The 21349-nt window shown below is 33.9% G+C and carries 29 protein-coding genes; 25 read left to right on the plus strand and 4 right to left on the minus strand.

All coding sequences use genetic code 11. The annotated features are described in order from the left end of the window. Nucleotides 1-26: 26 nt before the first annotated feature. Nucleotides 27-152 carry a hypothetical protein gene (locus METIG_RS09725; protein WP_013799721.1) on the plus strand — a complete coding sequence of 42 codons (126 nt, stop codon included), beginning with the start codon at nt 27-29 and terminating at the stop codon, nt 150-152. A 410-nt stretch (nt 153-562) separates the two neighbouring features. On the opposite strand, the gene purL is transcribed toward METIG_RS09725, so the two are convergent. Continuing rightward, nucleotides 563-2782: a phosphoribosylformylglycinamidine synthase subunit PurL gene (gene purL / locus METIG_RS08045; RefSeq protein WP_013799722.1), complete on the minus strand. Its 2220-nt coding sequence runs from the start codon at nt 2780-2782 to the stop codon at nt 563-565. A gap of 726 nt (nt 2783-3508) precedes the next feature. Here purL and METIG_RS08050 point away from each other — a divergent pair. The 6 genes from METIG_RS08050 (at nt 3509) to METIG_RS08075 (ending at nt 8065) form a co-directional block, all read left to right on the plus strand. Beyond that, nucleotides 3509-3901 (plus strand): nucleotidyltransferase domain-containing protein, encoded by a 393-nt coding sequence (locus tag METIG_RS08050; RefSeq protein ID WP_013799723.1) that lies wholly within the window; start codon nt 3509-3511, stop codon nt 3899-3901. 40 nt (nt 3902-3941) lie between these two features. Then, a complete protein-coding gene (locus METIG_RS08055) occupies nt 3942-4292 on the plus strand; it encodes a hypothetical protein (protein WP_048055596.1) in 351 nt (116 codons plus the stop codon). A gap of 128 nt (nt 4293-4420) precedes the next feature. Beyond that, the gene (locus tag METIG_RS08060; RefSeq protein WP_013799725.1) at nt 4421-4624 is read left to right on the plus strand and encodes a glycosyltransferase family 2 protein; all 204 of its coding nucleotides are present in this window, start codon (nt 4421-4423) and stop codon (nt 4622-4624) included. Between the two features lie 93 nt (nt 4625-4717). After that, nucleotides 4718-5776 (plus strand): glycosyltransferase, encoded by a 1059-nt coding sequence (locus METIG_RS08065; RefSeq protein ID WP_013799726.1) that lies wholly within the window; start codon nt 4718-4720, stop codon nt 5774-5776. Beyond that, entirely contained in the window at nt 5758-7023 is a 1266-nt protein-coding gene (locus tag METIG_RS08070) for a glycosyltransferase 87 family protein (RefSeq protein WP_048055597.1), read from the plus strand. The genes METIG_RS08065 and METIG_RS08070 overlap by 19 nt, the downstream gene beginning before the upstream one ends. Then, the gene (locus tag METIG_RS08075) at nt 7013-8065 is read left to right on the plus strand and encodes a hypothetical protein (protein ID WP_013799728.1); all 1053 of its coding nucleotides are present in this window, start codon (nt 7013-7015) and stop codon (nt 8063-8065) included. Before METIG_RS08070 ends, METIG_RS08075 begins: the two co-directional genes overlap by 11 nt. A gap of 48 nt (nt 8066-8113) precedes the next feature. On the opposite strand, the gene METIG_RS08080 is transcribed toward METIG_RS08075, so the two are convergent. After that, nucleotides 8114-9745: a 6-pyruvoyl-tetrahydropterin synthase-related protein gene (locus METIG_RS08080; protein WP_013799729.1), complete on the minus strand. Its 1632-nt coding sequence runs from the start codon at nt 9743-9745 to the stop codon at nt 8114-8116. A gap of 376 nt (nt 9746-10121) precedes the next feature. On the opposite strand from METIG_RS08080, the gene METIG_RS08085 reads away from it, so the two are divergent. Beyond that, entirely contained in the window at nt 10122-10700 is a 579-nt protein-coding gene (locus tag METIG_RS08085) for a hypothetical protein (RefSeq protein ID WP_013799730.1), read from the plus strand. Between the two features lie 38 nt (nt 10701-10738). On the opposite strand, the gene METIG_RS08090 is transcribed toward METIG_RS08085, so the two are convergent. After that, nucleotides 10739-11617 (minus strand): IS481 family transposase, encoded by an 879-nt coding sequence (locus METIG_RS08090; protein WP_048055598.1) that lies wholly within the window; start codon nt 11615-11617, stop codon nt 10739-10741. A 135-nt stretch (nt 11618-11752) separates the two neighbouring features. Between METIG_RS08090 and METIG_RS08095 the strand changes: the two genes are divergently transcribed. Next, complete coding sequence (locus tag METIG_RS08095) at nt 11753-13144, plus strand: PGF-pre-PGF domain-containing protein (RefSeq protein ID WP_013799732.1); 1392 nt, start codon at nt 11753-11755, stop codon at nt 13142-13144. Between the two features lie 37 nt (nt 13145-13181). Here the strand turns inward: METIG_RS08095 and METIG_RS08100 are convergent, their stop codons facing one another. Then, the gene (locus METIG_RS08100) at nt 13182-13769 is read right to left on the minus strand and encodes a ZPR1 zinc finger domain-containing protein (RefSeq protein ID WP_013799733.1); all 588 of its coding nucleotides are present in this window, start codon (nt 13767-13769) and stop codon (nt 13182-13184) included. A 348-nt stretch (nt 13770-14117) separates the two neighbouring features. On the opposite strand from METIG_RS08100, the gene METIG_RS08105 reads away from it, so the two are divergent. From METIG_RS08105 to METIG_RS08180, 16 genes are all read left to right on the plus strand, one after another. After that, nucleotides 14118-14771, plus strand: coding sequence for a helix-turn-helix domain-containing protein (locus METIG_RS08105; protein WP_013799734.1), 654 nt, complete (start codon nt 14118-14120; stop codon nt 14769-14771). Between the two features lie 162 nt (nt 14772-14933). Continuing rightward, on the plus strand, nt 14934-15194 hold the full coding sequence (gene ehaA, locus METIG_RS08110) for an energy-converting NiFe hydrogenase A subunit EhaA (RefSeq protein ID WP_013799735.1): 261 nt from the start codon (nt 14934-14936) through the stop codon (nt 15192-15194). A 5-nt stretch (nt 15195-15199) separates the two neighbouring features. After that, nucleotides 15200-15691, plus strand: a complete 492-nt coding sequence (locus METIG_RS08115; protein WP_013799736.1) for a hypothetical protein — start codon at nt 15200-15202, stop codon at nt 15689-15691. 2 nt (nt 15692-15693) lie between these two features. Then, nucleotides 15694-15939, plus strand: coding sequence for a DUF2109 domain-containing protein (locus METIG_RS08120; protein WP_013799737.1), 246 nt, complete (start codon nt 15694-15696; stop codon nt 15937-15939). 247 nt (nt 15940-16186) lie between these two features. Beyond that, nucleotides 16187-16465 carry a DUF2108 domain-containing protein gene (locus METIG_RS08125; RefSeq protein WP_013799738.1) on the plus strand — a complete coding sequence of 93 codons (279 nt, stop codon included), beginning with the start codon at nt 16187-16189 and terminating at the stop codon, nt 16463-16465. Between the two features lie 9 nt (nt 16466-16474). Further along, on the plus strand, nt 16475-16738 hold the full coding sequence (locus METIG_RS08130) for an EhaE family protein (protein WP_013799739.1): 264 nt from the start codon (nt 16475-16477) through the stop codon (nt 16736-16738). Nucleotides 16739-16762: 24 nt separating this feature from the next. Then, the gene (locus tag METIG_RS08135; RefSeq protein WP_013799740.1) at nt 16763-17227 is read left to right on the plus strand and encodes an EhaF family protein; all 465 of its coding nucleotides are present in this window, start codon (nt 16763-16765) and stop codon (nt 17225-17227) included. Between the two features lies 1 nt (nt 17228). Then, nucleotides 17229-17918, plus strand: a complete 690-nt coding sequence (locus METIG_RS08140; RefSeq protein ID WP_013799741.1) for an EhaG family protein — start codon at nt 17229-17231, stop codon at nt 17916-17918. After that, entirely contained in the window at nt 17915-18103 is a 189-nt protein-coding gene (locus METIG_RS08145; protein ID WP_013799742.1) for a hypothetical protein, read from the plus strand. Before METIG_RS08140 ends, METIG_RS08145 begins: the two co-directional genes overlap by 4 nt. After that, complete coding sequence (locus METIG_RS08150; RefSeq protein ID WP_013799743.1) at nt 18082-18750, plus strand: membrane protein; 669 nt, start codon at nt 18082-18084, stop codon at nt 18748-18750. The genes METIG_RS08145 and METIG_RS08150 overlap by 22 nt, the downstream gene beginning before the upstream one ends. Nucleotides 18751-18762: 12 nt before the next feature. Then, the gene (locus METIG_RS08155; RefSeq protein ID WP_013799744.1) at nt 18763-18966 is read left to right on the plus strand and encodes a hypothetical protein; all 204 of its coding nucleotides are present in this window, start codon (nt 18763-18765) and stop codon (nt 18964-18966) included. Between the two features lie 27 nt (nt 18967-18993). Then, on the plus strand, nt 18994-19869 hold the full coding sequence (locus tag METIG_RS08160; RefSeq protein ID WP_013799745.1) for a respiratory chain complex I subunit 1 family protein: 876 nt from the start codon (nt 18994-18996) through the stop codon (nt 19867-19869). A 58-nt stretch (nt 19870-19927) separates the two neighbouring features. Beyond that, nucleotides 19928-20185, plus strand: coding sequence for a hypothetical protein (locus METIG_RS08165; protein ID WP_013799746.1), 258 nt, complete (start codon nt 19928-19930; stop codon nt 20183-20185). Continuing rightward, nucleotides 20175-20444 carry an energy-converting hydrogenase subunit EhaL family protein gene (locus tag METIG_RS08170; protein WP_013799747.1) on the plus strand — a complete coding sequence of 90 codons (270 nt, stop codon included), beginning with the start codon at nt 20175-20177 and terminating at the stop codon, nt 20442-20444. Before METIG_RS08165 ends, METIG_RS08170 begins: the two co-directional genes overlap by 11 nt. Before the next feature lie 20 nt (nt 20445-20464). Beyond that, nucleotides 20465-20881 carry a DUF1959 domain-containing protein gene (locus METIG_RS08175; protein ID WP_013799748.1) on the plus strand — a complete coding sequence of 139 codons (417 nt, stop codon included), beginning with the start codon at nt 20465-20467 and terminating at the stop codon, nt 20879-20881. A gap of 1 nt (nt 20882) precedes the next feature. Beyond that, complete coding sequence (locus tag METIG_RS08180) at nt 20883-21347, plus strand: NADH-quinone oxidoreductase subunit B family protein (RefSeq protein WP_013799749.1); 465 nt, start codon at nt 20883-20885, stop codon at nt 21345-21347. Nucleotides 21348-21349 lie beyond the last annotated feature (2 nt).

The following is a 21349-nucleotide window of genomic DNA, read 5'->3' on the forward strand; positions in this document are numbered from 1 at the left end:
TTTAAAATAAAATTTAAGGTGAGATAATGGTTTTCAAATTCATTAAAAAATTATCTGGAGTGGATAAAAAGTTAGTTAGTGAAGGCGATAAACTATTTAGTAAGTGCGAGTATATAAACGTTTATGTTCATTTTAGATTACCTGATGTATAGGGTGTGTTTATTTTTATGGTTGTAGGGTTGGGGTATATAAATGAGTCTATAAATAAACCCTCCAAACAAAAATCCAAACATCAGATAATCATAATTGAGAATGAGCGAGCCTCATTATTTCTCCGTTCTGGTTATCCGCTACTTTTGAAACATACGAAACTGTCGTAGCGGATAACCTTCCACCCTCCCATCTTCATTGGGTGGCTTTCGGGGGGAACGGAAACTCCCCACATCTTCATGACTTTCAGCAGTCTCCATTCGGGCTTAAGACCCCACATATCGGAGACTGTACTGTCATAAATAATTAATATTTCATGATATATAAAAATTACGCTACTCGAAAATACACAAACTTTGCGCTTGTTGCTATCTATGAAACAGCCCTAATTGTGATTATGTGGGGAAAGTATTTAAATATTTCGTTTGTTGCTATCTATGAAATAGCCCATGAATCTTGGGAATGCCTCTTTATATGCTTTTGCTAATTTTTCAACTTCTAAGTTAATTAACTCTTTTCCATCCAACTTTATAGTTAATTTGTTTCCTTTCACTTTTCCAATGACATATCCTTTTGTTTCTTTTAAGACCTCCTCAACATGCCTCTCATCAACTGCCAAAATTATTCTTCCAGATGTTTCTGAGAATAATAATATATCTTCTCTCAAATTGTTTTTGTTGTATTCACTTAAATCTAATTCCGCCCCTATATTATTGTTTATGCAGAGTTTTGCAATAGCGACAGCCAATCCACCTCTTGAGCAATCTACTGCTTCATTTACAATACCTTTGTTTATTAATTTAACAACGCTGTTGTATATTTCTTTTTCTTTTTCCAAATCAACTCTTGGAACAATTCCCTCCTCTGTGTTGTGGATAACTTTGTAGTATTCGCTTCCTCCCATTTCATCCTTAGTTTCATTTGTGATGATTAAAACATCTCCTTCCTTAATCTTGTTAAATACTCCTGGAACCTTTTCAACATCCTCTACAATTCCAACAACCGCTATGGCAGGTGTTGGGTTTATTGGGTAATCTTTATCATCAATTATTGTCTCATTGTATAAACTTACGTTTCCTCCAACAACTGGGATATCAAAGAACTCAGCAGCATCTGCCAAACCTTTAACACACTCTTTTAATTGCCAGTATCTTTCAGGCCTCTCTGGATTTCCAAAGTTCAAGTTGTCGAGCATTGCAATTGGCTTAGCCCCTACTGTTGCTAAATTCCTAACACTTTCTGCAACTGCATTAACTGCCCCAACATAAGGATTTAGTTTGCAGTATGTTGAGTTACAGTCAGCAGTTAATGCAATACCCTTTGGATATGCCTCAACTAACCTTAAAACTGCAGCATCTTTTCCTGGTTTTACAACAGTCCTTATTTGAACTTCATGGTCATATTGTTGATAAATCCACTCTTTTGAGCAAATATTTGGGCTTTCAAGCAATTTTAATAAAACTTCATTCAAGTCCTCTGGCATTTTTATTTTTTCTTTGTCATCCTTTTTCTCTTTTAAATCCTCTTTTTCTTCTCTATGTAATAATGGTGCCTCACAAAGTAAATCTAAAGGTAAATCAACGACAACTTCTCCTTTATACTTTGCCACTATTCTTTTTGTGTCTGTTGTTTTTCCTATCACTGATGCAGGTAACTCATACTTTTCAAATATCTTAATAATCTCTTCCTCTGCTCCTGGCTTAACTGCTAAGAGCATCCTCTCCTGGCTCTCTGAAACCATAATTTCGTATGGTGTCATTCCCTCTTCTCTTAAAATAACGTTTTCTAAATAAAGCTCTGCCCCAACACCTCCACCATAACACATCTCTGAGCATGCTGATGTTATTCCTGCTGCTCCTAAATCCTTCATTGCCTTAACTTTTCCTGTTTTGCATGCCTCTAAAACCGCATCAATTAAACACTTCTCTGTAAATGCATCTCCAATTTGGACACTTGGTCTGTCTTCTTCACTCTCACTTGTTAAGTCCTTTGAAGCAAATGAGGCCCCACCAATACCATCTCTTCCTGTTGAACCAACTAAAATTAAGGATAATCCCGGTTCTCTTGCTTTTCCGGTTATTATTTCATTTTCCTTAACCAACCCTATACACACAACATTAACTAAGTTGTTGTAGTCGAATGAACTATCAAACTCACACTCTCCTCCAACGGTAGGAACTCCAATTCTATTCCCATAATCCCCAATACCTTTAACAACACCTTCAATGAGCCATCTTACTTTATCTTTTTCTTTTCCATTTATATCTCCAAACCTCAATGGGTCTAATAATGCTATTGGTTGTGCTCCCATTGATAAAATATCTCTCACAATTCCTCCAACTCCTGTTGCTGCCCCGTTGTATGGATCTATGTATGATGGGTGGTTGTGGCTTTCCATAGCCAATGCTATACATAAATCTCCATCAACTCTAACTATAGCCGCATCATCTCCAGGACCAACAACTATATTTTTGTTGTCTTCCTTTATTGTTTTTGCAAACATTCTTAACAATGCTTTTGAAGACCTGTAAGCACAGTGCTCACTCCATAAGTTCTCAAACATTCCGATTTCTACATCATTTGGCTTTCTTCCCAATTTTTCCTCAATATATTTCAAATCATTTAAGTCCATACTCTTCCTCCTCATTCCTTATAAATGCTTATAAAAAATCAGTTTGTAGTAAAATCATAATTACTCATCAAGTTTTTTAATTTTTTCTAAGGTGTTACCGTAGTTTCCATCAAACATATAAATATATAACTACATCAATATACTTTAAATATTAAAATCTCAACATCATAATACCAATATCGTCTGCAAAATTTATAAATATTTAAATACGTGATGGGAATTAGTGTTAATCATAAATCTAAATTATCAAAAATATTATTTCAGCATTTTAATAAAAAAGTTTATATATCTCTAACTTTATTGAAAATTAGTTGTTAATTTAATATTAATAAGTTTTAGTTAAACTTTTTGTTTAATTTATTAAAGTGGAAATATATTTATTTTTATTGTAGGGATATTTTGGATATAGGGGGGAGAATGAAGATATCAATAATGCATGCCTGAAATTGACGTTGATCTTGTAAACAGAAAGCTTGCTGAAATTATAGTCGTGTGCGAATTTTTAAACTTATTTATATATTAATGAATTTCTAAATAACATTTATCCATCCTTAAAATTTGAAATAAGCTTTATCAATAGCATATTTTCAATTTTTAGTGCACGACTATAAACAACTACTTGGTGAACTCAAAGACATCGTTAAATTAGGCTTGGAAAAATTTTTATCTGACTCATACATTAGGATGTTTCAGATCTGGAGGAGTTTATTAAGGAGGTAAGGGATTATGTTGGTAAGCAAGGAAAAAATAAAGAAAAAGATTAAGGAAATTCTGGCTGAAAAAGATGAGGTCATCTTTGCATATCTTCACGGCAGTTTCAACGAGATTTACTTCAGAGATGTTGATATTGCAGTTTATGTTGACGAGAACAAGGTAGGGGATTTTTTGGATTATGAACTAAAGATCTCTGCGGAGATTGAAAAAACTGTAAGATTGCCTGTTGATGTTAAAGTCCTGAATTCTGCACCACTGAGCTTTAAGTATAGGGCTATTAAGGGCGAACTCTTGATCAGTAAGAACGAAGAAGTTAGGTTAAGATTCATAGAGAGGGTTTTAATGGAATACTTGGACTTCAAACCTATAGAAGAGAAAATAATAGAGGAAATTTTAACGGTATAACATTTAGGATATCAAGTGAATAATTTTTATGTGTGGTATTATGGCTGTTGCATTACCTAAGTTATATGAGTTAATACTTAAAAAGGTTAAGAATGAAAAAGAAGCAAAAGAGATTTATGATATTATTTTGGAATTGAATAAGGAAAATAAAATCATAATTAAAAATGAGTTAAAAGATGAGTTAAAAAATGAGTTAGCTACAAAAGAAGATATCTACATTTTAGAAGAAAAAATGAATGTAATGGAAGAACGATTAATGAGATATGTAGATAATAAATTCAACCAGTTGGATAAAAAAATAACGGTTGGTTTTGTAATTATAATACTACTGTATATATTAACTAATCCTAATGCTATAGAGTTGATAAAATTGTTATTTGGATTAAAATAACGATAAATATGCTAATTTAAGATTACTTGTGTAGAAAGGTATAAACAACTTTAACCCAATAAAAACACGAACACTAGAAATTTTAACGATATAATGTATATTTGGTTAATTTAGGAAGGTGATTAGAAATGTCATTAGATAATTTAGTTTCAGTTATTATTCCCACTTACAATTCAGAAAAAACTATTGGTATATGTTTAGAATCTATAAAAAATCAAACTTATAAAAATATTGAAATAATTGTTGTTGATAAATTTTCTAACGATAATACTGTTGAAATTGCTAAGAAATATACTGATAAAGTTTTTGTTATAAATGCTAAAGAAATGTGAATAAAAGAACTGTAGAAAAAAATTTGTTTGATGTGTATATTAGTTTAAAAAATTCTGCAATAACTATAAATAAGTTTGAAGAGGGATACATTGATGAAAGTGTCTATAGTTGTCCCCACATACAACGAAGCCGAAAATATAAAGAAATTGATACCTTTATTAGATTCTGTTTTGAAGGATTATAATCATGAGATTATAATTGTAGATGATAACAGCCCGGATGGAACAGCTGAGGTTGCTAAGAAGTTGACTGAGAAATATCCAGTTAAGGTTATTGTAAGAGAAAAAAAGTTAGGGTTAGCTTCAGCAATTCTTGAAGGAATAAAAAGCGCTAGAGCAGAATTAGTTGTTGTGATGGATGCTGATTTACAACATCCTCCAGAGTATGTTTTAGAACTTCTTAAGAATTCTAATGGTTACGATATCGTAATAGCTTCTAGATACGTTAAGGGCGGCGAAATAGAGGGTTGGAGCATTTTCAGAAAGGTAATATCAAAGGGTGCTTCTCTGTTAGCCAAGATCATGCTACCCAAAATTAGAAAGATAAAAGATCCAGAATCAGGCTTCTTTTTAGTTAGAAGAAGTAAAATATTAGCCATTGCAGATAAAATAAATCCAACTGGTTTTAAGTTTTTACTGGAAGTATTATGTGTTGGAGACTTCAAGGTTAAGGAAATTCCTTATACTTTTAGACCAAGAGAACATGGAAAAAGTAAATTTAACTTTAAAGAAGTTATTAACTACATAAAATTACTTTTAAGACTTTCAGATTACAGAGTGATTAAGTTCGGTATAGTTGGTGCTACTGGAATTGTTGTTAACGAAGGTTTACTTTACATTTTAGTTTTGTTGGGTTGTCCTCTGTATATTGCAAGCCTCGTAGCAATTGAATCTTCAATTCTCTCAAACTTTATTCTAAACGATTTATGGACATTTAAAGATAGGAAAGAAGGTTCATTCATCTCAAGATGTCTGAAATATCATGGAGCTGTAGCCTTAGGAGCCGTAGTTAATTTCATAACTTTACTGGCCCTGGTTTCTTTGGGAGTTCATTATTTAATAGCAAATTTAATAGGAATATCTTTAGGTTTCGTTGTAAATTATATTGGAAGTGAGGTGGTAGTGTGGTCAAGATGGGGAAGAAATTTTTAGTTGGCATAACAAGTATAATAACGAAACTGAAAGGTAAACAATCAAGAATGAGAAATAAAGAGAGTTCTAATAGAAATTTAGAGAGAATTTTTAAATTCTTTCTTGCAATCTTGCTTTTTAAGTACTCTCTTGAGTTTTATTGGACTGGATTATTGACTTATCCATGGGATATAGCTTTAATGATGAGTATGCATTTCATTGCGGTGCTTCTCTTAATAGATAGCGTTCTAGAAATATTTAATACAAGCTTTCTTAGTTATATTGGAGCTGGATTATTACTAAGCAGTGTTCTTGTTCTGTTCACAGTTTACTTTAAAGAACCACACTTTGGTACAGATGGAATTCTCTTCTCTAGGTATGCGATAGATCTGCTCTTCAATGGTGAGAATCCCTACTCACACTCTATGCTCCCAGCATATGAAAAATATGGGTTAAATTATCGGTGGACCACACCTACTCTCGAAGGGGGTATAGTTGATAGGTTCAGTTATCCCCCTTTGGGCTTCCTAATATTTATTCCCCTTTTTCTCTTGGGTATTCCGGACTTAAACGCAACAACAATACTTTTCTTTGTTCTTACCTTATTGTTCCTATGCTACGAAGCAAGAAGACTATGGCTTCTTCCAGTAATAGTAATGTTTCTAGACCCAAACCTTTTTCTTTTCTCGGTTGGGGGCGTCTATGACATAATATGGGTTTTCTTTCTCCTGCTTGCAATGAAATTTTTCTATGAGAAACAAAGGGTTCTTTCAGCTGTTTTTCTCGGGCTTGCAATTTCAGTTAAACAAACACCTGCACTTACAATTCCATTTATCTTGATATATTTACTTAAAGCATCTGGGATGAAAGATACTTTTAAGTATGCCCTTACAGTCGGAGCGACTTTTATTATTATAAGCCTACCTTTTCTTTTATGGGATCCCAAATCTTACTTGGCAGGGGTGCTAGCTCCTCTCTCTGGAATTATGCATGGAATGGGATTAGCTTCCCTCGTCTATTTTGGGCATATTAACCTTCACCCAGCGTTCTTTAGGGTGGCGGTGAGTGTGATCCTTGCGACACTTTTGGCTCTTTACTGGATAAATTTTGACAAGCTGAAGCACTCATGCTGGTTCATGCCTATGCTTATTCTATGGTTTCACATGAGGAGTTTGCAGAACTATTTTATCTCTTTTGTGCCAGTAGCAATGTATATTTTTATTCTATGGCAAAAAGGTAAGATTAGAGGGATCAAGCATGAAGATTAAGAAGAGACTCAACCCCAAAATTCTCAATGCTATAATCCTTGGTTGTTGTGGTATAGCACTCATTGCTAGCGCCCTATACTACTCTAATCAAAATCTTAAAGTAGAAATAGAACTGTTTTCTGCTAATGACACCCATGAAATATATCGATACGATGAGCTTACTATTAGACTTAAGAATCTCGAATCTTTTACGATCAATCCAATCTTCTTTATAAATAACGGTGTTGACAAGAAATCTTGGGATATTGTTACTGGACCCAAAAGTTTGAAGTCTGGAGAGGAGGCCATTTATGTTCTTAGGGCACCAGATGCGGATGTTGCTATAGAGGCGAATAAAAGCTTCTATATAGAGGTTAGAGATTTATCTACAGGTTTTTCATCGTTTTCCCAACACTATAAGCTTTCATCTCTTCGCTTCCCAGGTATTCAGAACCCAAGCTTCTATTATTGGACATACGACCCTACCAAGAATATACACAAGCCATTCGCTTGGGATGCAACATGGTGGAAGATCGAGAAAGGAGAGGTAGCTGTACTAGAGAAAAAAGAGAATGCTGTTTACTTGGCTGTAAGCAACCTAACAAGGAAAAGTGGTAGTTGGCTAATGAGCGGAGTCCAGCAAGCTGTAGATTTCCCAAAGAAGTTGAGAATTGTTGTAAAACCTATGTTTAGTACTCCGATATCAAAATATCCTCCTTATGCGGCAGGTATCGAATTAGCAGACGGAAACAAAAGAGTTTGGATCGTGTTTACGAATGAAACAGACGAGCCAATACTTTTGAAGAGGTATGGAGAACTTACGTACGCACTTTACTTTGTTCCTACAAAAATTGGTAAGTGGAACAATATCACAGTAAATGTAGAGAGTATCTACAAAGAGATGGGTTGGAATTTACCTCCTAAAATTCTAGTAAAAAGAGAAGGAAATTTGTTGAAAATTAGAGAAGTAAATCTTTTAGCGTTTGTTGCTTGCTATCCCGGAAGTGAATGTAAAAAATTTGAAGTTTATTATAAGCTAATTAAATGTGAAGAGCGCCTTTAAAGCAATGTCTTTAAGTCTTTGACTATCTCCTTTCACTTTGTAGAACTTTTATCTCTTTAGCTCAAATATCGACATTTTACTATTTTCGTACTCTTTTTTAAATCTCTCATCCTTCTCTAACAGGTTTTTGAACAGTTTTGGATGTTCACCGGGGTAATAATCGTATATGGCTATATGAGTTGTGTTAAGCTTCTTATTTATCTTATAAAACTCATCTAAATCAATATTTCCAGTCCATTCCATAAGTCTTAGTTCTTGTATCTCTTTCCAGTGTTTAGTTCCCTCATCGTACCAACCGTTTGTAACTTCTTTTCCTGCATAAGCTGGAATTAAGTATGCGTGCCAATTCCAAAATCCAATCCCCCAAACTCTCTTAATATCTTCATTATATTTTATAAATTCCAATCCGTCTTTTAACTCTTTATCTAAGACAAAAGGCTTGAAGCTTGTATAGGCTTTAGTAAAAGCAGAAACATGATCAACAATCAAAATAATTAAGAATATTGCAAATAAAGCAACTATCACCTTCCGATTTTCAAATTTCTTCAAAACTCCATATAACGAGAAAGTTCCATAACCTGCTATAATAGAAAGGAATGGAACCATGTAAAACCAGAACCTTGCAACATCGAGCTGATTTGAAAATGGAATATATTTGTAAATAACAGTCGTTGTTCCAAAACTTACCAAAAAAAGTGTTAAAAAGCTCCAGAATATTGAAAGGGCATCTTTCGATCCTTTATAGTGTGCAAAAGCTCCGCCTATAACTCCAAGAAGAAGTAAAGTTATTCCAATATAAGAAGGATAAACGTGTAAGCCTATAAGATTTTTATCAAACATAGCCTTGAAGTAAAACTGCTTGGTGAAAAACCAGCCACCTTCTAAAGGTCTTTTGAACCCTATTTCCCCTATTCCTTCCACGAACGGTAATAGCCACCAAGATGAAATTGCAAAACCTATAATTAAAGTGATACTTAAAGCTTTTATAAAAATATTAATTCTCTCAAAATATAAAAGCTCTGCTAAAGTTAAAGCAATAAAAACTATTGCCAGTGCATATGCTGTTAGGTGGTGAGTTAAAATTGTTAGTCCAAAGCATACGCCAGCTAAGAGAGCATAACGAAGGTTTTCTGTTTTCACGCATCTCTTAAGGAAATATACCGTAAAGAGCATAAAAGGTAAAGCACAGACAGTAGGGTACCATCCCCACAGACTGATAGAAGAAAACAGCGGATAAGAAGTCAAGAATAAAAATGAAGAGAAGAAAGAACTCCACTCTCCCATTCCTATTTCTCTTGAAAGTAAATATACTGCGTATCCACAAAGGAAAAAGCTTAGAAATATAAAAATCTTATAAGCTAAGACTTCTCCAAAACCAAGAAATGAGAGAATACCAGCTGTCCAGTAGCTTAAAGGAGGATAATATTTGAACGGAGGATAACCACCATACCAATAAGGATCCCAGAAAGGTACTTGCCCCTTTTCTATTAAAGATTTCGACACAAGCCAAATTTTTTCAAGGTGGCTTGGAGTGTCAACCCCTGGAGGGAGATTTGAATTTAAAAAGGGATGGAGAACAATACTTGTAAGAAGGAAGAGTAGTAGAACTTTTGAATATACTTTAATACGTTTACCATAAAAAAGGAAGAGTTTATATGGTTTTTCTTTATTGTATAGCATGTTTATTCACCCATAGTTTTTTCTTTATTTAGATTATTATCATTTGTTTTAACCCTTGTAAATTACCCCTCCAAAACACAGCACACCTAGGAATACACTTCATAAAAATAATTTAGTTTATGCTATAAAAATATTAACATCTTTTAGTATGAGAGACATAGATACTAAAAGCTAGAGTATTCAAAAGATTGGAAATTTGATGGAAAAGAACCTTTAAAGGCTTATGGTGTTGTTAATGCCTATAAATATGATGGAGAAAAAGAAATGAAAATAGTTTATGAAAGATTTTATAAAATATGCCTACCATCTTATATAATTTCATTACTTGCCTTTATTTTGTGTATGGGTTATTTAGTTAAAAATAAGGTGTTAAATCATGGAAGATAAAATCTCAGAATATAGGGAAATAGTTTTACAAACTTTTGTGATGTTGTTTATTATTTATGTCTTTATTCTTATATATAAACACTACAACCCCTACGCCCTACCAGGGGTAGAAAAGAGATTTTTGTATCTTTTGATAATATTGGGGGTTATAGTGATTATATTCTACATCCAAAAATTAAACAAATTACTAAACTTCATAATAAATACATCAAACAAAATCTTTAAACCCATAATTTCACTATCTGTGGGGCAAAAATTTGTTTTATTGGCTATAATTTTTTTAATCACCTCTGCAATTGATCTTGCATTAAGTAAGGAGTATCTTGCAAACGTAGATGCTATGATAGCATACTATTTCCTAGTACTTGGTGTTTTAAATTTACTTTTTGAGTATGGAAGTGAATCCTTTCCAAAATTACGAACATGTTTAAGCTTAATTATATTGAGCATATTAATTTACTATACTCCTCAAATTACGAAGTTGTATCCTAAAGCATACCTCATCCCCATCATTATTGTCATCTTTATTCTAATTTTATCAAAAATTAAAATAAAGTTAATAAAATAAAGCACTGTTGTATCCTGAAATTATTTCGTTGTTCATGTTCATGTTATCACCTCTTTATTGCATTTGGTATTTTCGAAGTATACTTCGTATGGGGTTTTAAAACTTAATGAGCGGTGTGGTTTTATTTGGTTGTGCCATTCAACGAATTCTTTCAGGTTGTTGAACTTGTCCAGTCGATATTCAACTTCCCTATTTATTCTTTCAACTTTTCCTATCGTTTGAGGGTGTCTGATTGAGGTTTTTATATGTAAAATTTCCCTTTCCATCAGGAACTTCTGGAATCTCGAGATTCCACCCCTTGCAGGGACGAATTGGGTTCCATTGTCAGTTAATATCTTTTTCGGCGTTCCATGCTTTTCAAAGCATTCTTCTAAAGCCGAGATAACAACGTCGGTTGTAGCTTCTTCGTAAATTCCAGCGTGTAGGATGAATCTACTGTGATCATCAATTATTAACAGGAGATTATATCTAACTCCATCCACATCTACGATTTTAAAATCCATCTGCCACATTTCGTTAGGTTTTGAAGCGCTGAATCGCTTTGGCTTTTTCTTTCTTTTCTTCTTTCTCTTGTGGGTGAGATCGAACTCCTTCAGTATAGTATATATACGATTATGAGGAATATGTATATTGTGCTTATTCTCTATGTATTTCTCTAAATGCACTGCACTGGTTCCTTTATACTCCTCAACTGCTTTAAGAACTAAATCAATTTCTTCCTTCGATATTTTCTTTGGCTTTCTACCCCTACGCTTTATCTTTGGAATTTCTCCGGTCTCTCTATATTCTTTCCATATTTGCTGAACTCTACGGGGGGTTACTCCAACTTTCTTAGCTATACGGCTGGTTTCAAAGCCCTTTTCTTTCCATCTAATGATTTTCCTAATCATTTTATCGTTAAGTTTTGCCCCCTTCATATTATTCTTATTATTAACATTCCTCTTTTTATTACCTACTGATGCGAAATTATTTCGGGATACCACAACAGAAAAATATTTATATAATTAAAAGTAAAAGTACCTTAGTATAATAAAATGTGAGTGGTGTAAACCATGATCAAAATTAAAAATAACAAATCCAATAAAACCATTATAAGTTTAATCATAACCATGATTTTAGCATCTATGTTAATATTAAGCCAAACTGCAGCAGTTTCGGTAACTTTAACTCCATCAAAACAAGAATGTAATGTTGGAGATGTAATTGATATAAACGCAAAAGTAGAGATACTCAGCAGTAAGGGGGAATGGGCAAATATAAAAAATATAACACTTAAAGTTGAAAAGGATGGAAAAGTAGATACTGTCCAAATTCCATTAACATTAGAACCTGGAAAAACTGTATTATCCAATAAACCCCTCTCAAATACAAGTAGTGAAGTAATTGAAGTTAAATTATTAAGCACCAATGCAGTGTATGGCTATGGATATGGTTATAGTTATGTAAATGATAGCGGTTATGGGTATCTAAATTGGCATTATGGTTATGGATATGGCTATGGCTATAGTGGATATGGCTACAATGTTTTAAACTCTCCATCAAATGCCATAATTGAATACAACATAAAATGGAAACCAAGTGAAACTGGAACTTACAAGTTTACATTGGAAGTTACATTGGAAGATGGAACGAAGTTTGGTTCAGAATGCACTGTTAATGTAAACCCAACCACCTCTGTAACTTCCGGAGGTGGGGGAGGAAAAAGAACAACAACAAGTGAAGAAGGAGCAAAAAGTTTATTAGAAGCAGTACCTGAAAAATACATTGTTAAGGAAATAACAGTAACTCCAGGCAAGGAAGTAGCTATAGCAATAGATAAAGAGTTATCAGATCTCATTGGATTAGATAAGTTAATGATAACTCTCGATAAGTCAATGAACTTACAAGTTATCGTTTCTGCTGTGAAATCTCTACCAACTACAGTCAATGCACCACCATCAGGAGAACCGTTCTCAATATTCGAAATAGTATTTGTAAATAAAGATGCTGGAGAACTTGTAGAACCAAAAGGAGAAGTTGAGTTTAAAGTTCCAAAATCTTGGTTGATGGAGAAAGGATATGGTAAAGAAAATGTAGTATTAGAAAGATGGAATGGTAATAAATGGGAAGATATATCAACAGAAGTGGTTGGAGAAGATGGAGAGTATATTAAGTATAGAGCTAAATTGAATTCATTCTGTATCTTAGCAATTTGTGCTAAAGAAATTGCAGTTGAAAATATAACAAACGTAACCGTAACTAAAAACGTAACAACTAAAGATGTAACAGTAAATAAAACTAAAAATGTAACTGAAAATATAACAGCCAAAAACGTAACAAAGGTAACTGGTAATGTAAGCAAGGCTGAAGAAGAGAAGAAATCAAATATTGGACTTGTAGTTGGAATAATCATAATATTAGCAATATTAGGAGCTTTGGCATATTTCTTAACAAGAAAGAAATAAAGAAATAATAAAATAACTTTTTTACTTTTTTTCTTTTTTATTGTTTTTTAGTGTCTATAATAATTACATTGCCTTTCAATTTTTCAATTTCCTCGTCAGTTAATTTTTCCTCAACAACACCATCCCCAATAATAGCACTATGCCCCAACGGGTCTTCAATTATTAAAGTTGCAGTTTCTTTCCCTTCTTTAATTTTTTTGATTCTTTCTCTTAATTCCTCTCCTTTCTTTTTCTGCTCTTCATTTTCTGCCCATCTTATTAATGTTTGCAAAACGTTATCTACCCTGTTTAAGACCCCCTCAACATTTGAAACATAACCCTCTGAAACTGGGCCTGGGGTTATTTCAACACCCAACTCTGGAATTTTTACATATCCTGTTGATGATTTTATAACTCTTCTGTTTAAGTCTCTCTCATTTTTAATTACCAACTTGTATCTTTTTGGTTCCCTAACCTCTAATGGAAAAACGTCACTTTTTCTATATTTACACCTATCGCACAACATTGTAGTTTCAATAACCCTACCAAAGTAAGGTATTTCAATCTCATGATTTGTTATTGTAAAGGAATTTTTTCCTCCACATATTGGACAATCTAACTTCTGAACTGCCAATTCTTTGCTCATATTATCACCATGTTAATTTTTGTAGTTACTATTTTTAGTAATGTTGTTATTTATAGTCATTTGTGGAATTTGACTAAAATCTATTTAACCCCATTAATGATCCATAAATCAAATTAAATGAATGTTATTATGCCTTATTTTTTTGTTATGTGTAGATAAGTGTAAAAAAATTCACAAACGACTATGTATTTGTTGTGAAAACTGCAACTACATTTTTTCATATATAAATTTTATGGTTTATTTTTTTGGGAAAGATTTATAAATATCCCATGGGAATAATATTATTCCAGTGCAATATATAATGATTAAACATGACTATTGGCGGAATGTATTTTCCGATGTGAGATTATGTATAAAAAGTTGAACATCATAGAGAGAGCCATCTTGCTAAACCCCAAGTATGTAAAAATATTCCGTGAGAAGTTAAATATAACTCAATCTAAACTTGCAGAGGAAAGTGGAGTTAGCCAATCTCATCTGAGTATGCTCGAAAAGGGGAAGAGAAAAGCCACTGAAATGATTGCAGCAGCAATAACACTTGGTTTATTAAAGTGCAGTGATGTTTGGGATAAAGAAGACCCTATAATGTATCTTCTCGATATCCTATCGTTAACAAAATTGGAAGAGGCGATAGTAGAATTCATCAATGATATAAACAATTCTGGAAATTCCCCATCATTTAAAAGATTTGTTAGGTATATTGAGGGTTATCCTGTGATAGTTGTTGATAAGGATGCATTTACCGAAGAATTGAAAAAAAGATTGGATGTTATTGAAATTAAAAATATTGAATTCAAAAGAGGATGCATGACCGTAAAAGGTCTCCATTCAGATAAAAGAGAAGTTGTCATTGACCTCGATTGCTCAGATATTAGAAGATTAGAGAAGAAGGTTTCAGAGAAAATAAATAAAAAAACAATAATTCAAATATTCCCAAAAGATGAAACTCCTCCAATTTATTCGGTTAATAGAGACTGCATGATTGTTCATTGTTGGGGATAAGTTTGTAATTTATATGTTCTTATATGTTCAAAGTCAAATTTTGTTGTGATAAATGAGCTTTTAGAAAATCGCTAATCCCAAATATTTTTGTCGATAAAAAATATTCCTTAATTCAACATAAATTTTTATCACCAACTATAATTTAATTTTAAGTGTCGATAGATGGTGATATCAATGGAATATTATGTCATTTCAGTAATTGCGTCGATAATCTTTGCGTTTATGTTAAAAATGCCAATAATTCCAAAAGAAAGACCTATAAGGGACTCATTTGAAACATCAGTTTTATTTCCAACTCCGATTATTGCGTTAGGTTTGACAGCAATAGATAAAATTTTGTTTACCCCTGATTTGATGTCATGCGTTTTGATTGGTTTAATATCTGCATTGTTTTCAAAATTTTCAGATAAAATATTTGGGTGAATTAAATGCTTGAAGTTCTAAAAATTGCAATAGCTTCAATAGTATCCTGGATTAATTTTGTGTTAATAGACACTTACTTTGGACTTCCAGAAAAACCTGGAGTTTTGGGAGCAAAGGTTATTGGAGAGAAAGTTAGAGATATCGGTGGAAATTTAAATGGCGGTTATTTCATGGGAAATATTGTTTGTTCTCCTGATGCATCAGCAGGAACTTTACTTGCATCGATATGCTATTACCTCATGGGTATTGAAGGGGGTTTAATTGCAGCGTTATTTGTTTACATTGGTAATAGATTATGCCATGACCCCGGTTACGCGGGAACAATTGGGGCTTTAATGGCGACGGTATTAATTCATTTATTCAGCCCAATTATAGAGCCAAAATATTTTATTGTGGGAATGGTTATTGCGATATTCTCAATACAAGGATTTGACCACGTTCTTGCTTCAAAAGTTCTTGGAGAAATAGCAAGGAAGATGAACAGAACGGGGAGATAAGAATGGATTTATCATCAATAATAATTGGAGTTATTGCAGTTATTTGTGGGTTGAGGGTTTTCTTAACTCAAAGTAGGGCGAGAAAGTTGTTGTATCTCTGCTGTTTAAATTTCTGCATTGCGGCATTGATAGCATTGTATATAAAAAGTCCTATGGGTAGTTTGGCAGCTATTGTTTATTTAATCTCGTCCACACTCTCAAGTAACGCTATAGCATACACATTAGAGCAGATGAAAAAAATGGAATAAAAAACATGAATATAGTCGTTCTACAATTAAATGACAGTTAACATAACTCTAATTTAAATTGGAGTTTTGTTAAACTTGCTTAAAATTGAAATTTTATTAGGCGAAAACTCCTGCGGAGTTTTCGCTGCTCGAACCTTACGGTTCGATTAGGCGAAATCAAAGATTTCGCTGCTCGAACCTTACGGTTCGAAGTTGTAAATAGTGCCGTATTTTTATAAAAAACAACTGTGTATGAAAAGGTGGAACGATGGATATATTACCAACTGTATCCGCAATTTGTTGTGTTCTTGGTGCTATTGGGGTTATTGTTCACACAAACCCAATAAATAAAATTATAATGTTTGCATTTCTTGAAAGCGGATTAATTGGGCTTATTGTTTCATGTTATTATTTGGATGTTGCGATTGTGTCTTCAATATTAGAGCCGATAGGGACTGTGGTCTTATTGCTTGGGTTAATGAAGTATGAGGTTGTTAAAAAGAGCAAAAAGAAATATGGTAGAAAATTACCTATATTGACAAAATAAGGTGATTTGATGGATTTGATAACGCTGATAATGTATCTTGGATATTTCTTGTTGGTTGTTGGGACGATAGGTGTTGTGTTTGGACCTATGACTGATGACCCATTTAAGAGGTTGTTGAATATTGAAGTGCCATCTATGGGGGTTGCGTTGATATTCTTGGCTTATAACGAGACACTTGCGTTAATGACATTCCTTGGAGTCAATGCAATACTCATCCTTGTCTTGGTTAGAGCAATTGTAATAAACACTGAACTTAGTGAAGAACAGGAATAAATTGTTTCATTAGGAGGGAAACAAATGAATAAATTAAGCAAAATTTGGAACTACTTATCAAAGCCCCACGTTGTTCCCCGAATATTTGCGGGATTTTTGGCATTAGTTATGATCTTTGGTTTATTGTTGCCTCATGAATTAAATAAAAATCAACTCTATCCAAAACCTGTCCCACAGTCCCAAGTATTGAAGACACCTCTTGCCCCTTACGATAGGGGAGGAATTCCTCTTGAAAAACCAGCGGAAATAATTTCCCAATATCCTCAATTTGAGCCACTGCTTGGAAAAATAACGGCCTATTTAACTCCAATAGCAGAATGGATTAGTAAAAAGACACTTTATTTTGGAACTACAATCGTCTCAACGCCTGGTGGAATATTGGATGAGATTCTTTACTACACAAGGGGATTTGACACAATCCTTGAAAGTACAATACTGTTGGTTTCATTTATCATATTCAGTTGGATGCTCATGAATAGGGATGGGTGAAATGATGGAAAACATAATTTACTCCTTCTATAACCCCTCAATACTTGTTGCGTTTATTGTTGGGATATTGTCTTTGTTTGCATTATCTTATCAAAAATCTGATCTGCATATCTTGTTGCTTACTGACTTAATAGAGTGTGCCATGCTTGTGGTTATTGCAGCAGTTGGGACTGATTTAGCGGAGGCACTAATCTTGCCTGGCTTGGTTGTTGGTATGGCGGAATTGTTGGCAGTTTCAGAGATTTTGGTGATGAAGAAATCATTAGCTAAAAACAAACCAAAGAAAAAACTGTTTGAAGAATTTCTATTGCCTTTGCACCATGGTGTTTTAGAGCATGAAGTTGAGATGGAAATACTAAAAACATCTCCAAAATTCTTAGCATTGGTGCTTGTTGTCTATGGGGCAATATTAAGTGGGTTTACAGGAGGGGCAATAATAGCGAGCGGCCTTCTTTATTATGCGTTATCTCAGAGGGCATTGGGTAGAGAGTTTGATGAAACAATTAAATGCCTATGGGAGGGAATTTCTGGCCTATCTGGAATTGCATGGGCTTTGTGGATTTTTGGGTTTATAGGATTCTTTATCAACCCAGATAACTACCTTGTATGGTTGATGCTCGCAGGATTAGGATTGGTCATAAAAGTTGGCTCAAAATTAGGATTAATTGGCTATATTGGTGAGGTAAAATGAATGGAGATAGCATATTAAATATCGTTGGAAATTTTCATGGGTATGTTCCACTTGGAGATATTGTATTCTATCTGCAACCTTTTAAAAAGGTTGCATCCAAATGGGATGCATTGCTCACTTCGTTCGCAATGCCTCTTAAAAATGGCTATATTGGTGAGATAAAATGGATGAAAATACTCTACTAAATATCGTTGGAAATTTCCACGGATACATCCCACTTGGAGACATTGTATTCTATATAACTGATTTTTCAATTATTTGCTTCTTGATAGCGATATTCTTTACTATTGTTGTTTATTTGTCAAAACCAGAAAAGCAGTTAGAGGCAAAGTTGCATGATTTTGGGGATGTGTTCTATGATGTCAGTTTGAAGGAATTAAAAATCAGAAGAATGATGGCAATATTCTGCGGAATTGCAACAGCAGGAGCAATGCTTACTGGGGACTTGTTTGATTATGCTTTATTTTTAGCTTTGGTTGGAATTGCAAATATTGGTATCGTCTCTGCGGTAAAAAGGGAGTGGGTATTAAATGCAGCATATCAATACGGGATTATAGCAATGGTTGCAGGATTGCCATTATTTGGTTCAGCGGCAATGATACTTGCCAAAACAGGGACTCTGTCCTTATTTGAATTGGCAAAAACCAATGCAGACCTTTTCTATCCAAAAGTTCTATTTGCAGTTGGTATGGCTGGGGAAACAGGTATAGCCCCATTCTATGCGGCAAAGGCAGAGATGTTTAGAGCCCCAGGAGCACCATATATCTTAATGATACACCTTTCATCCCTCTTGATTATTGTTAGGACGGTCGAGATTTTGCTAACAATATAACTTGGTGGGACTATGACACCAGAAAAGAAAAGTGGAATCGTATGCTTAATATTATCACTCATTGGATTTTGCATATTGTTAATTACCAATAGTGAAGTTGTTACCTATATGGTATTCTCTATATTTGCTCCCATGTTCATTTATGGAGTTGGGACGTTTTTAATTCCACCAACGAGGAGAAAAAAAGAAGGACAAATACCATTTAGAGGGTGGTGAGGAGAGAAATAATCTGGAAGTGATAACATGAACTTTGATGCGTTATTGGGATCCTTATCATTGTCATTGTATGCATTTTTAGTTGGTAGTTTGTTGTTAGGGTTGCATAGGAAAATAATGGCGAGAATTCAGGGAAGGCCAGGCCCTCCAATAATTCAGTATTTGTTGCATATTCTAAAGTTTTATGTTAAAGAAATTACCTTCCCAATCTCAGCAGGGAATCCACTATATGTGTTTGTTGCATTGATGAGTTTAATGGTTTGGTTGGGAGCTTTGTTCATTGGAATCTCATTGAAATCATCTCTACTAATTCTAATAGGTCTCTACGTCCTCCAAAAGATTATAGAGCACGGTTGTGGATTGAGTAGCGGTTCTCCGTATGGAAAGGTTGGTGGGGTTAGGAGTGTTTTCTCCGCAGCGGCAGAGGTGCCATTATTTGCAGTTGTTGGGATAATCTATCTTTCAACCCATTCAGTCATAATTGAGGATATATTGGCTTATGAAGCAGCACATGGACCATTATTATTCAAACTTCCATTGGCAGCATTTGCGTTCTTTGTGCTTGTGCTTTCAAAAGCACCATACAGCCCATTTACAATAGTGAAGGGGAAAGATATTGTTAGTGGATACATTACAGAACATTATGGGTTGTTGGAGAGTATAATCTTAATGGGAGAGGCAGTAGCATGGTTTGTCCTGCTGTGGTTGTTCTTGGCTTTGTTTATAGGGCCAATAGTGGTTTCAAATCCAATAATAACACTAATTGCAATGACAATAATGACGGTTGTAATCTCATTTATATGTGCTTTAACCCCACTACTTGCTCCACACCACTCAGTTATGCTTCAAATTACAATAGCGGCGTTGGTTTTGATTGATGTTGCTTATAGATTGATGACATAAGCAAAAATTAATGGCAAAACCCTTAGGTTTTGCCGTATAAAAGGTTTTGGGTGAAAAAATGCTCTACCTTTATCTTTTATCAATTGCTGGATTGATTACTGTCTTGTATATAATAAGTGTGAGTATTTACCAATTAAACATTATGTCATTAAGTTTAATTTTTGTTGGAATATTTGTTGGAATTTTATTGCTAAAATACAAAAAAATCTGCCATTTAATGGAAAAACTGGAAATTGCATTTATGTTCCTTGTATTGATTGGATTCGCTTATTTAGGATTCTGCTTATACAGTGTAGGGTGGTTATATGCTCCTTAACATAATAGCATTTATTGTTGGCATCTGTTTGGGTTTGGTATATAGCTACAGCAAATATAAAGCCCCATACGTAGAAAAACGCATTGATAAATTGGCATTAGCATCTGCAATTATTGGAGGGTTAATATTTAACTTATCTCCGCCTATAGGAAGTTTATTTCTTGGATTTCCACTTGGGATGAGACCAGGGTATGGAAGGATGGAGTTTTTAATTGGTGTGATTATTGCAGTATTGATATATTTAAGTTTAAAAATTTAATTCAATTTTTGGTGATTGTAATGATAAAAATAGATGAAAAATACAAAAAAGACAGTTTAGAGCAAAAATACAACATCATTAGGGATAATAGATACATTATGGAAGAAGTTATAATTCCAATTTCAAAGGTCTTGAATCTTCCTACTGAAGAAGTCGTTGAGATCTTTGTAAGGAAGTGTGATAGTGCAACATTGTATGAACTCCATGCCTATGCAGAGCAGGCAAAGATGGGGTGTTTGGGAAGAAGAGTGGATATTGATTTAGGATTATGTTGGCTTAGTGATTTCTTTGGTTTGATATCAAAGAAAGATGCTGATTTGATTAGGAAAAAAGTTGTTGAATCCCATATTTTGTATAAAAAGCCATATAAGGAGGCATTGGAGGAAGGAAGGAAGTTAATTATCCAATTATTAAAGGAGGATTTGAGGGAGGAATAACATGCTAAAGGAATTTGTAAGAAAGAGGTCAATCCATGTCTGTGTTGTTAATACCGGTGGGTGTAATGGTTGTGATATTGAGATTGTCTCTTGCTTAGCCCCAAGGTATGATATTGAGCAGTATGGTATTTTTGTCCATAATAACCCAAGAGAAGCAGATGTTTTACTTGTTACAGGTCCAGTAACTCTTCCTTGGAAGGAAAGATTGAAAGAAATTTACGAAAAAACACCAGAGCCAAAGATAGTTGTTGCTGTTGGTGCCTGTGCTTTGAGTGGGGGCATATTTAAGGAAGGGCATGTTGTTGGTGGAATTGATAAGGTAATTCCCGTAGATGCAAAAATCCCTGGTTGCCCTCCAAGGCCTTCTGAAATCATAGAGGCAATTTTAAAAGTGGGGCCTGATGCATTAGCAATGAAAGAGAAAATGATTAAAGAAAAGATAAGAAAGGGAGAGGTAATTATTTAAAA

The organism is Methanotorris igneus Kol 5 (assembly GCF_000214415.1).
Lineage (GTDB): Archaea > AGJL01 > Methanococci > Methanococcales > Methanococcaceae > Methanotorris > Methanotorris igneus.

Coding starts and splice junctions, on each gene's coding strand:
- METIG_RS09725 (WP_013799721.1), top strand. CDS start 27: ATGGTTTTCAAATTCATTAAAAAATTATCTGGAGTGGATAAAAAGTTA.
- purL (WP_013799722.1), bottom strand. CDS start 2,782: ATGGACTTAAATGATTTGAAATATATTGAGGAAAAATTGGGAAGAAAG.
- METIG_RS08050 (WP_013799723.1), top strand. CDS start 3,509: ATGTTGGTAAGCAAGGAAAAAATAAAGAAAAAGATTAAGGAAATTCTG.
- METIG_RS08055 (WP_048055596.1), top strand. CDS start 3,942: ATGGCTGTTGCATTACCTAAGTTATATGAGTTAATACTTAAAAAGGTT.
- METIG_RS08060 (WP_013799725.1), top strand. CDS start 4,421: ATGTCATTAGATAATTTAGTTTCAGTTATTATTCCCACTTACAATTCA.
- METIG_RS08065 (WP_013799726.1), top strand. CDS start 4,718: ATGAAAGTGTCTATAGTTGTCCCCACATACAACGAAGCCGAAAATATA.
- METIG_RS08070 (WP_048055597.1), top strand. CDS start 5,758: ATGGGGAAGAAATTTTTAGTTGGCATAACAAGTATAATAACGAAACTG.
- METIG_RS08075 (WP_013799728.1), top strand. CDS start 7,013: ATGAAGATTAAGAAGAGACTCAACCCCAAAATTCTCAATGCTATAATC.
- METIG_RS08080 (WP_013799729.1), bottom strand. CDS start 9,745: ATGCTATACAATAAAGAAAAACCATATAAACTCTTCCTTTTTTATGGT.
- METIG_RS08085 (WP_013799730.1), top strand. CDS start 10,122: ATGGAAGATAAAATCTCAGAATATAGGGAAATAGTTTTACAAACTTTT.
- METIG_RS08090 (WP_048055598.1), bottom strand. CDS start 11,617: ATGAAGGGGGCAAAACTTAACGATAAAATGATTAGGAAAATCATTAGA.
- METIG_RS08095 (WP_013799732.1), top strand. CDS start 11,753: ATGATCAAAATTAAAAATAACAAATCCAATAAAACCATTATAAGTTTA.
- METIG_RS08100 (WP_013799733.1), bottom strand. CDS start 13,769: ATGAGCAAAGAATTGGCAGTTCAGAAGTTAGATTGTCCAATATGTGGA.
- METIG_RS08105 (WP_013799734.1), top strand. CDS start 14,118: ATGTATAAAAAGTTGAACATCATAGAGAGAGCCATCTTGCTAAACCCC.
- ehaA (WP_013799735.1), top strand. CDS start 14,934: ATGGTGATATCAATGGAATATTATGTCATTTCAGTAATTGCGTCGATA.
- METIG_RS08115 (WP_013799736.1), top strand. CDS start 15,200: ATGCTTGAAGTTCTAAAAATTGCAATAGCTTCAATAGTATCCTGGATT.
- METIG_RS08120 (WP_013799737.1), top strand. CDS start 15,694: ATGGATTTATCATCAATAATAATTGGAGTTATTGCAGTTATTTGTGGG.
- METIG_RS08125 (WP_013799738.1), top strand. CDS start 16,187: ATGGATATATTACCAACTGTATCCGCAATTTGTTGTGTTCTTGGTGCT.
- METIG_RS08130 (WP_013799739.1), top strand. CDS start 16,475: ATGGATTTGATAACGCTGATAATGTATCTTGGATATTTCTTGTTGGTT.
- METIG_RS08135 (WP_013799740.1), top strand. CDS start 16,763: ATGAATAAATTAAGCAAAATTTGGAACTACTTATCAAAGCCCCACGTT.
- METIG_RS08140 (WP_013799741.1), top strand. CDS start 17,229: ATGATGGAAAACATAATTTACTCCTTCTATAACCCCTCAATACTTGTT.
- METIG_RS08145 (WP_013799742.1), top strand. CDS start 17,915: ATGAATGGAGATAGCATATTAAATATCGTTGGAAATTTTCATGGGTAT.
- METIG_RS08150 (WP_013799743.1), top strand. CDS start 18,082: ATGGATGAAAATACTCTACTAAATATCGTTGGAAATTTCCACGGATAC.
- METIG_RS08155 (WP_013799744.1), top strand. CDS start 18,763: ATGACACCAGAAAAGAAAAGTGGAATCGTATGCTTAATATTATCACTC.
- METIG_RS08160 (WP_013799745.1), top strand. CDS start 18,994: ATGAACTTTGATGCGTTATTGGGATCCTTATCATTGTCATTGTATGCA.
- METIG_RS08165 (WP_013799746.1), top strand. CDS start 19,928: ATGCTCTACCTTTATCTTTTATCAATTGCTGGATTGATTACTGTCTTG.
- METIG_RS08170 (WP_013799747.1), top strand. CDS start 20,175: ATGCTCCTTAACATAATAGCATTTATTGTTGGCATCTGTTTGGGTTTG.
- METIG_RS08175 (WP_013799748.1), top strand. CDS start 20,465: ATGATAAAAATAGATGAAAAATACAAAAAAGACAGTTTAGAGCAAAAA.
- METIG_RS08180 (WP_013799749.1), top strand. CDS start 20,883: ATGCTAAAGGAATTTGTAAGAAAGAGGTCAATCCATGTCTGTGTTGTT.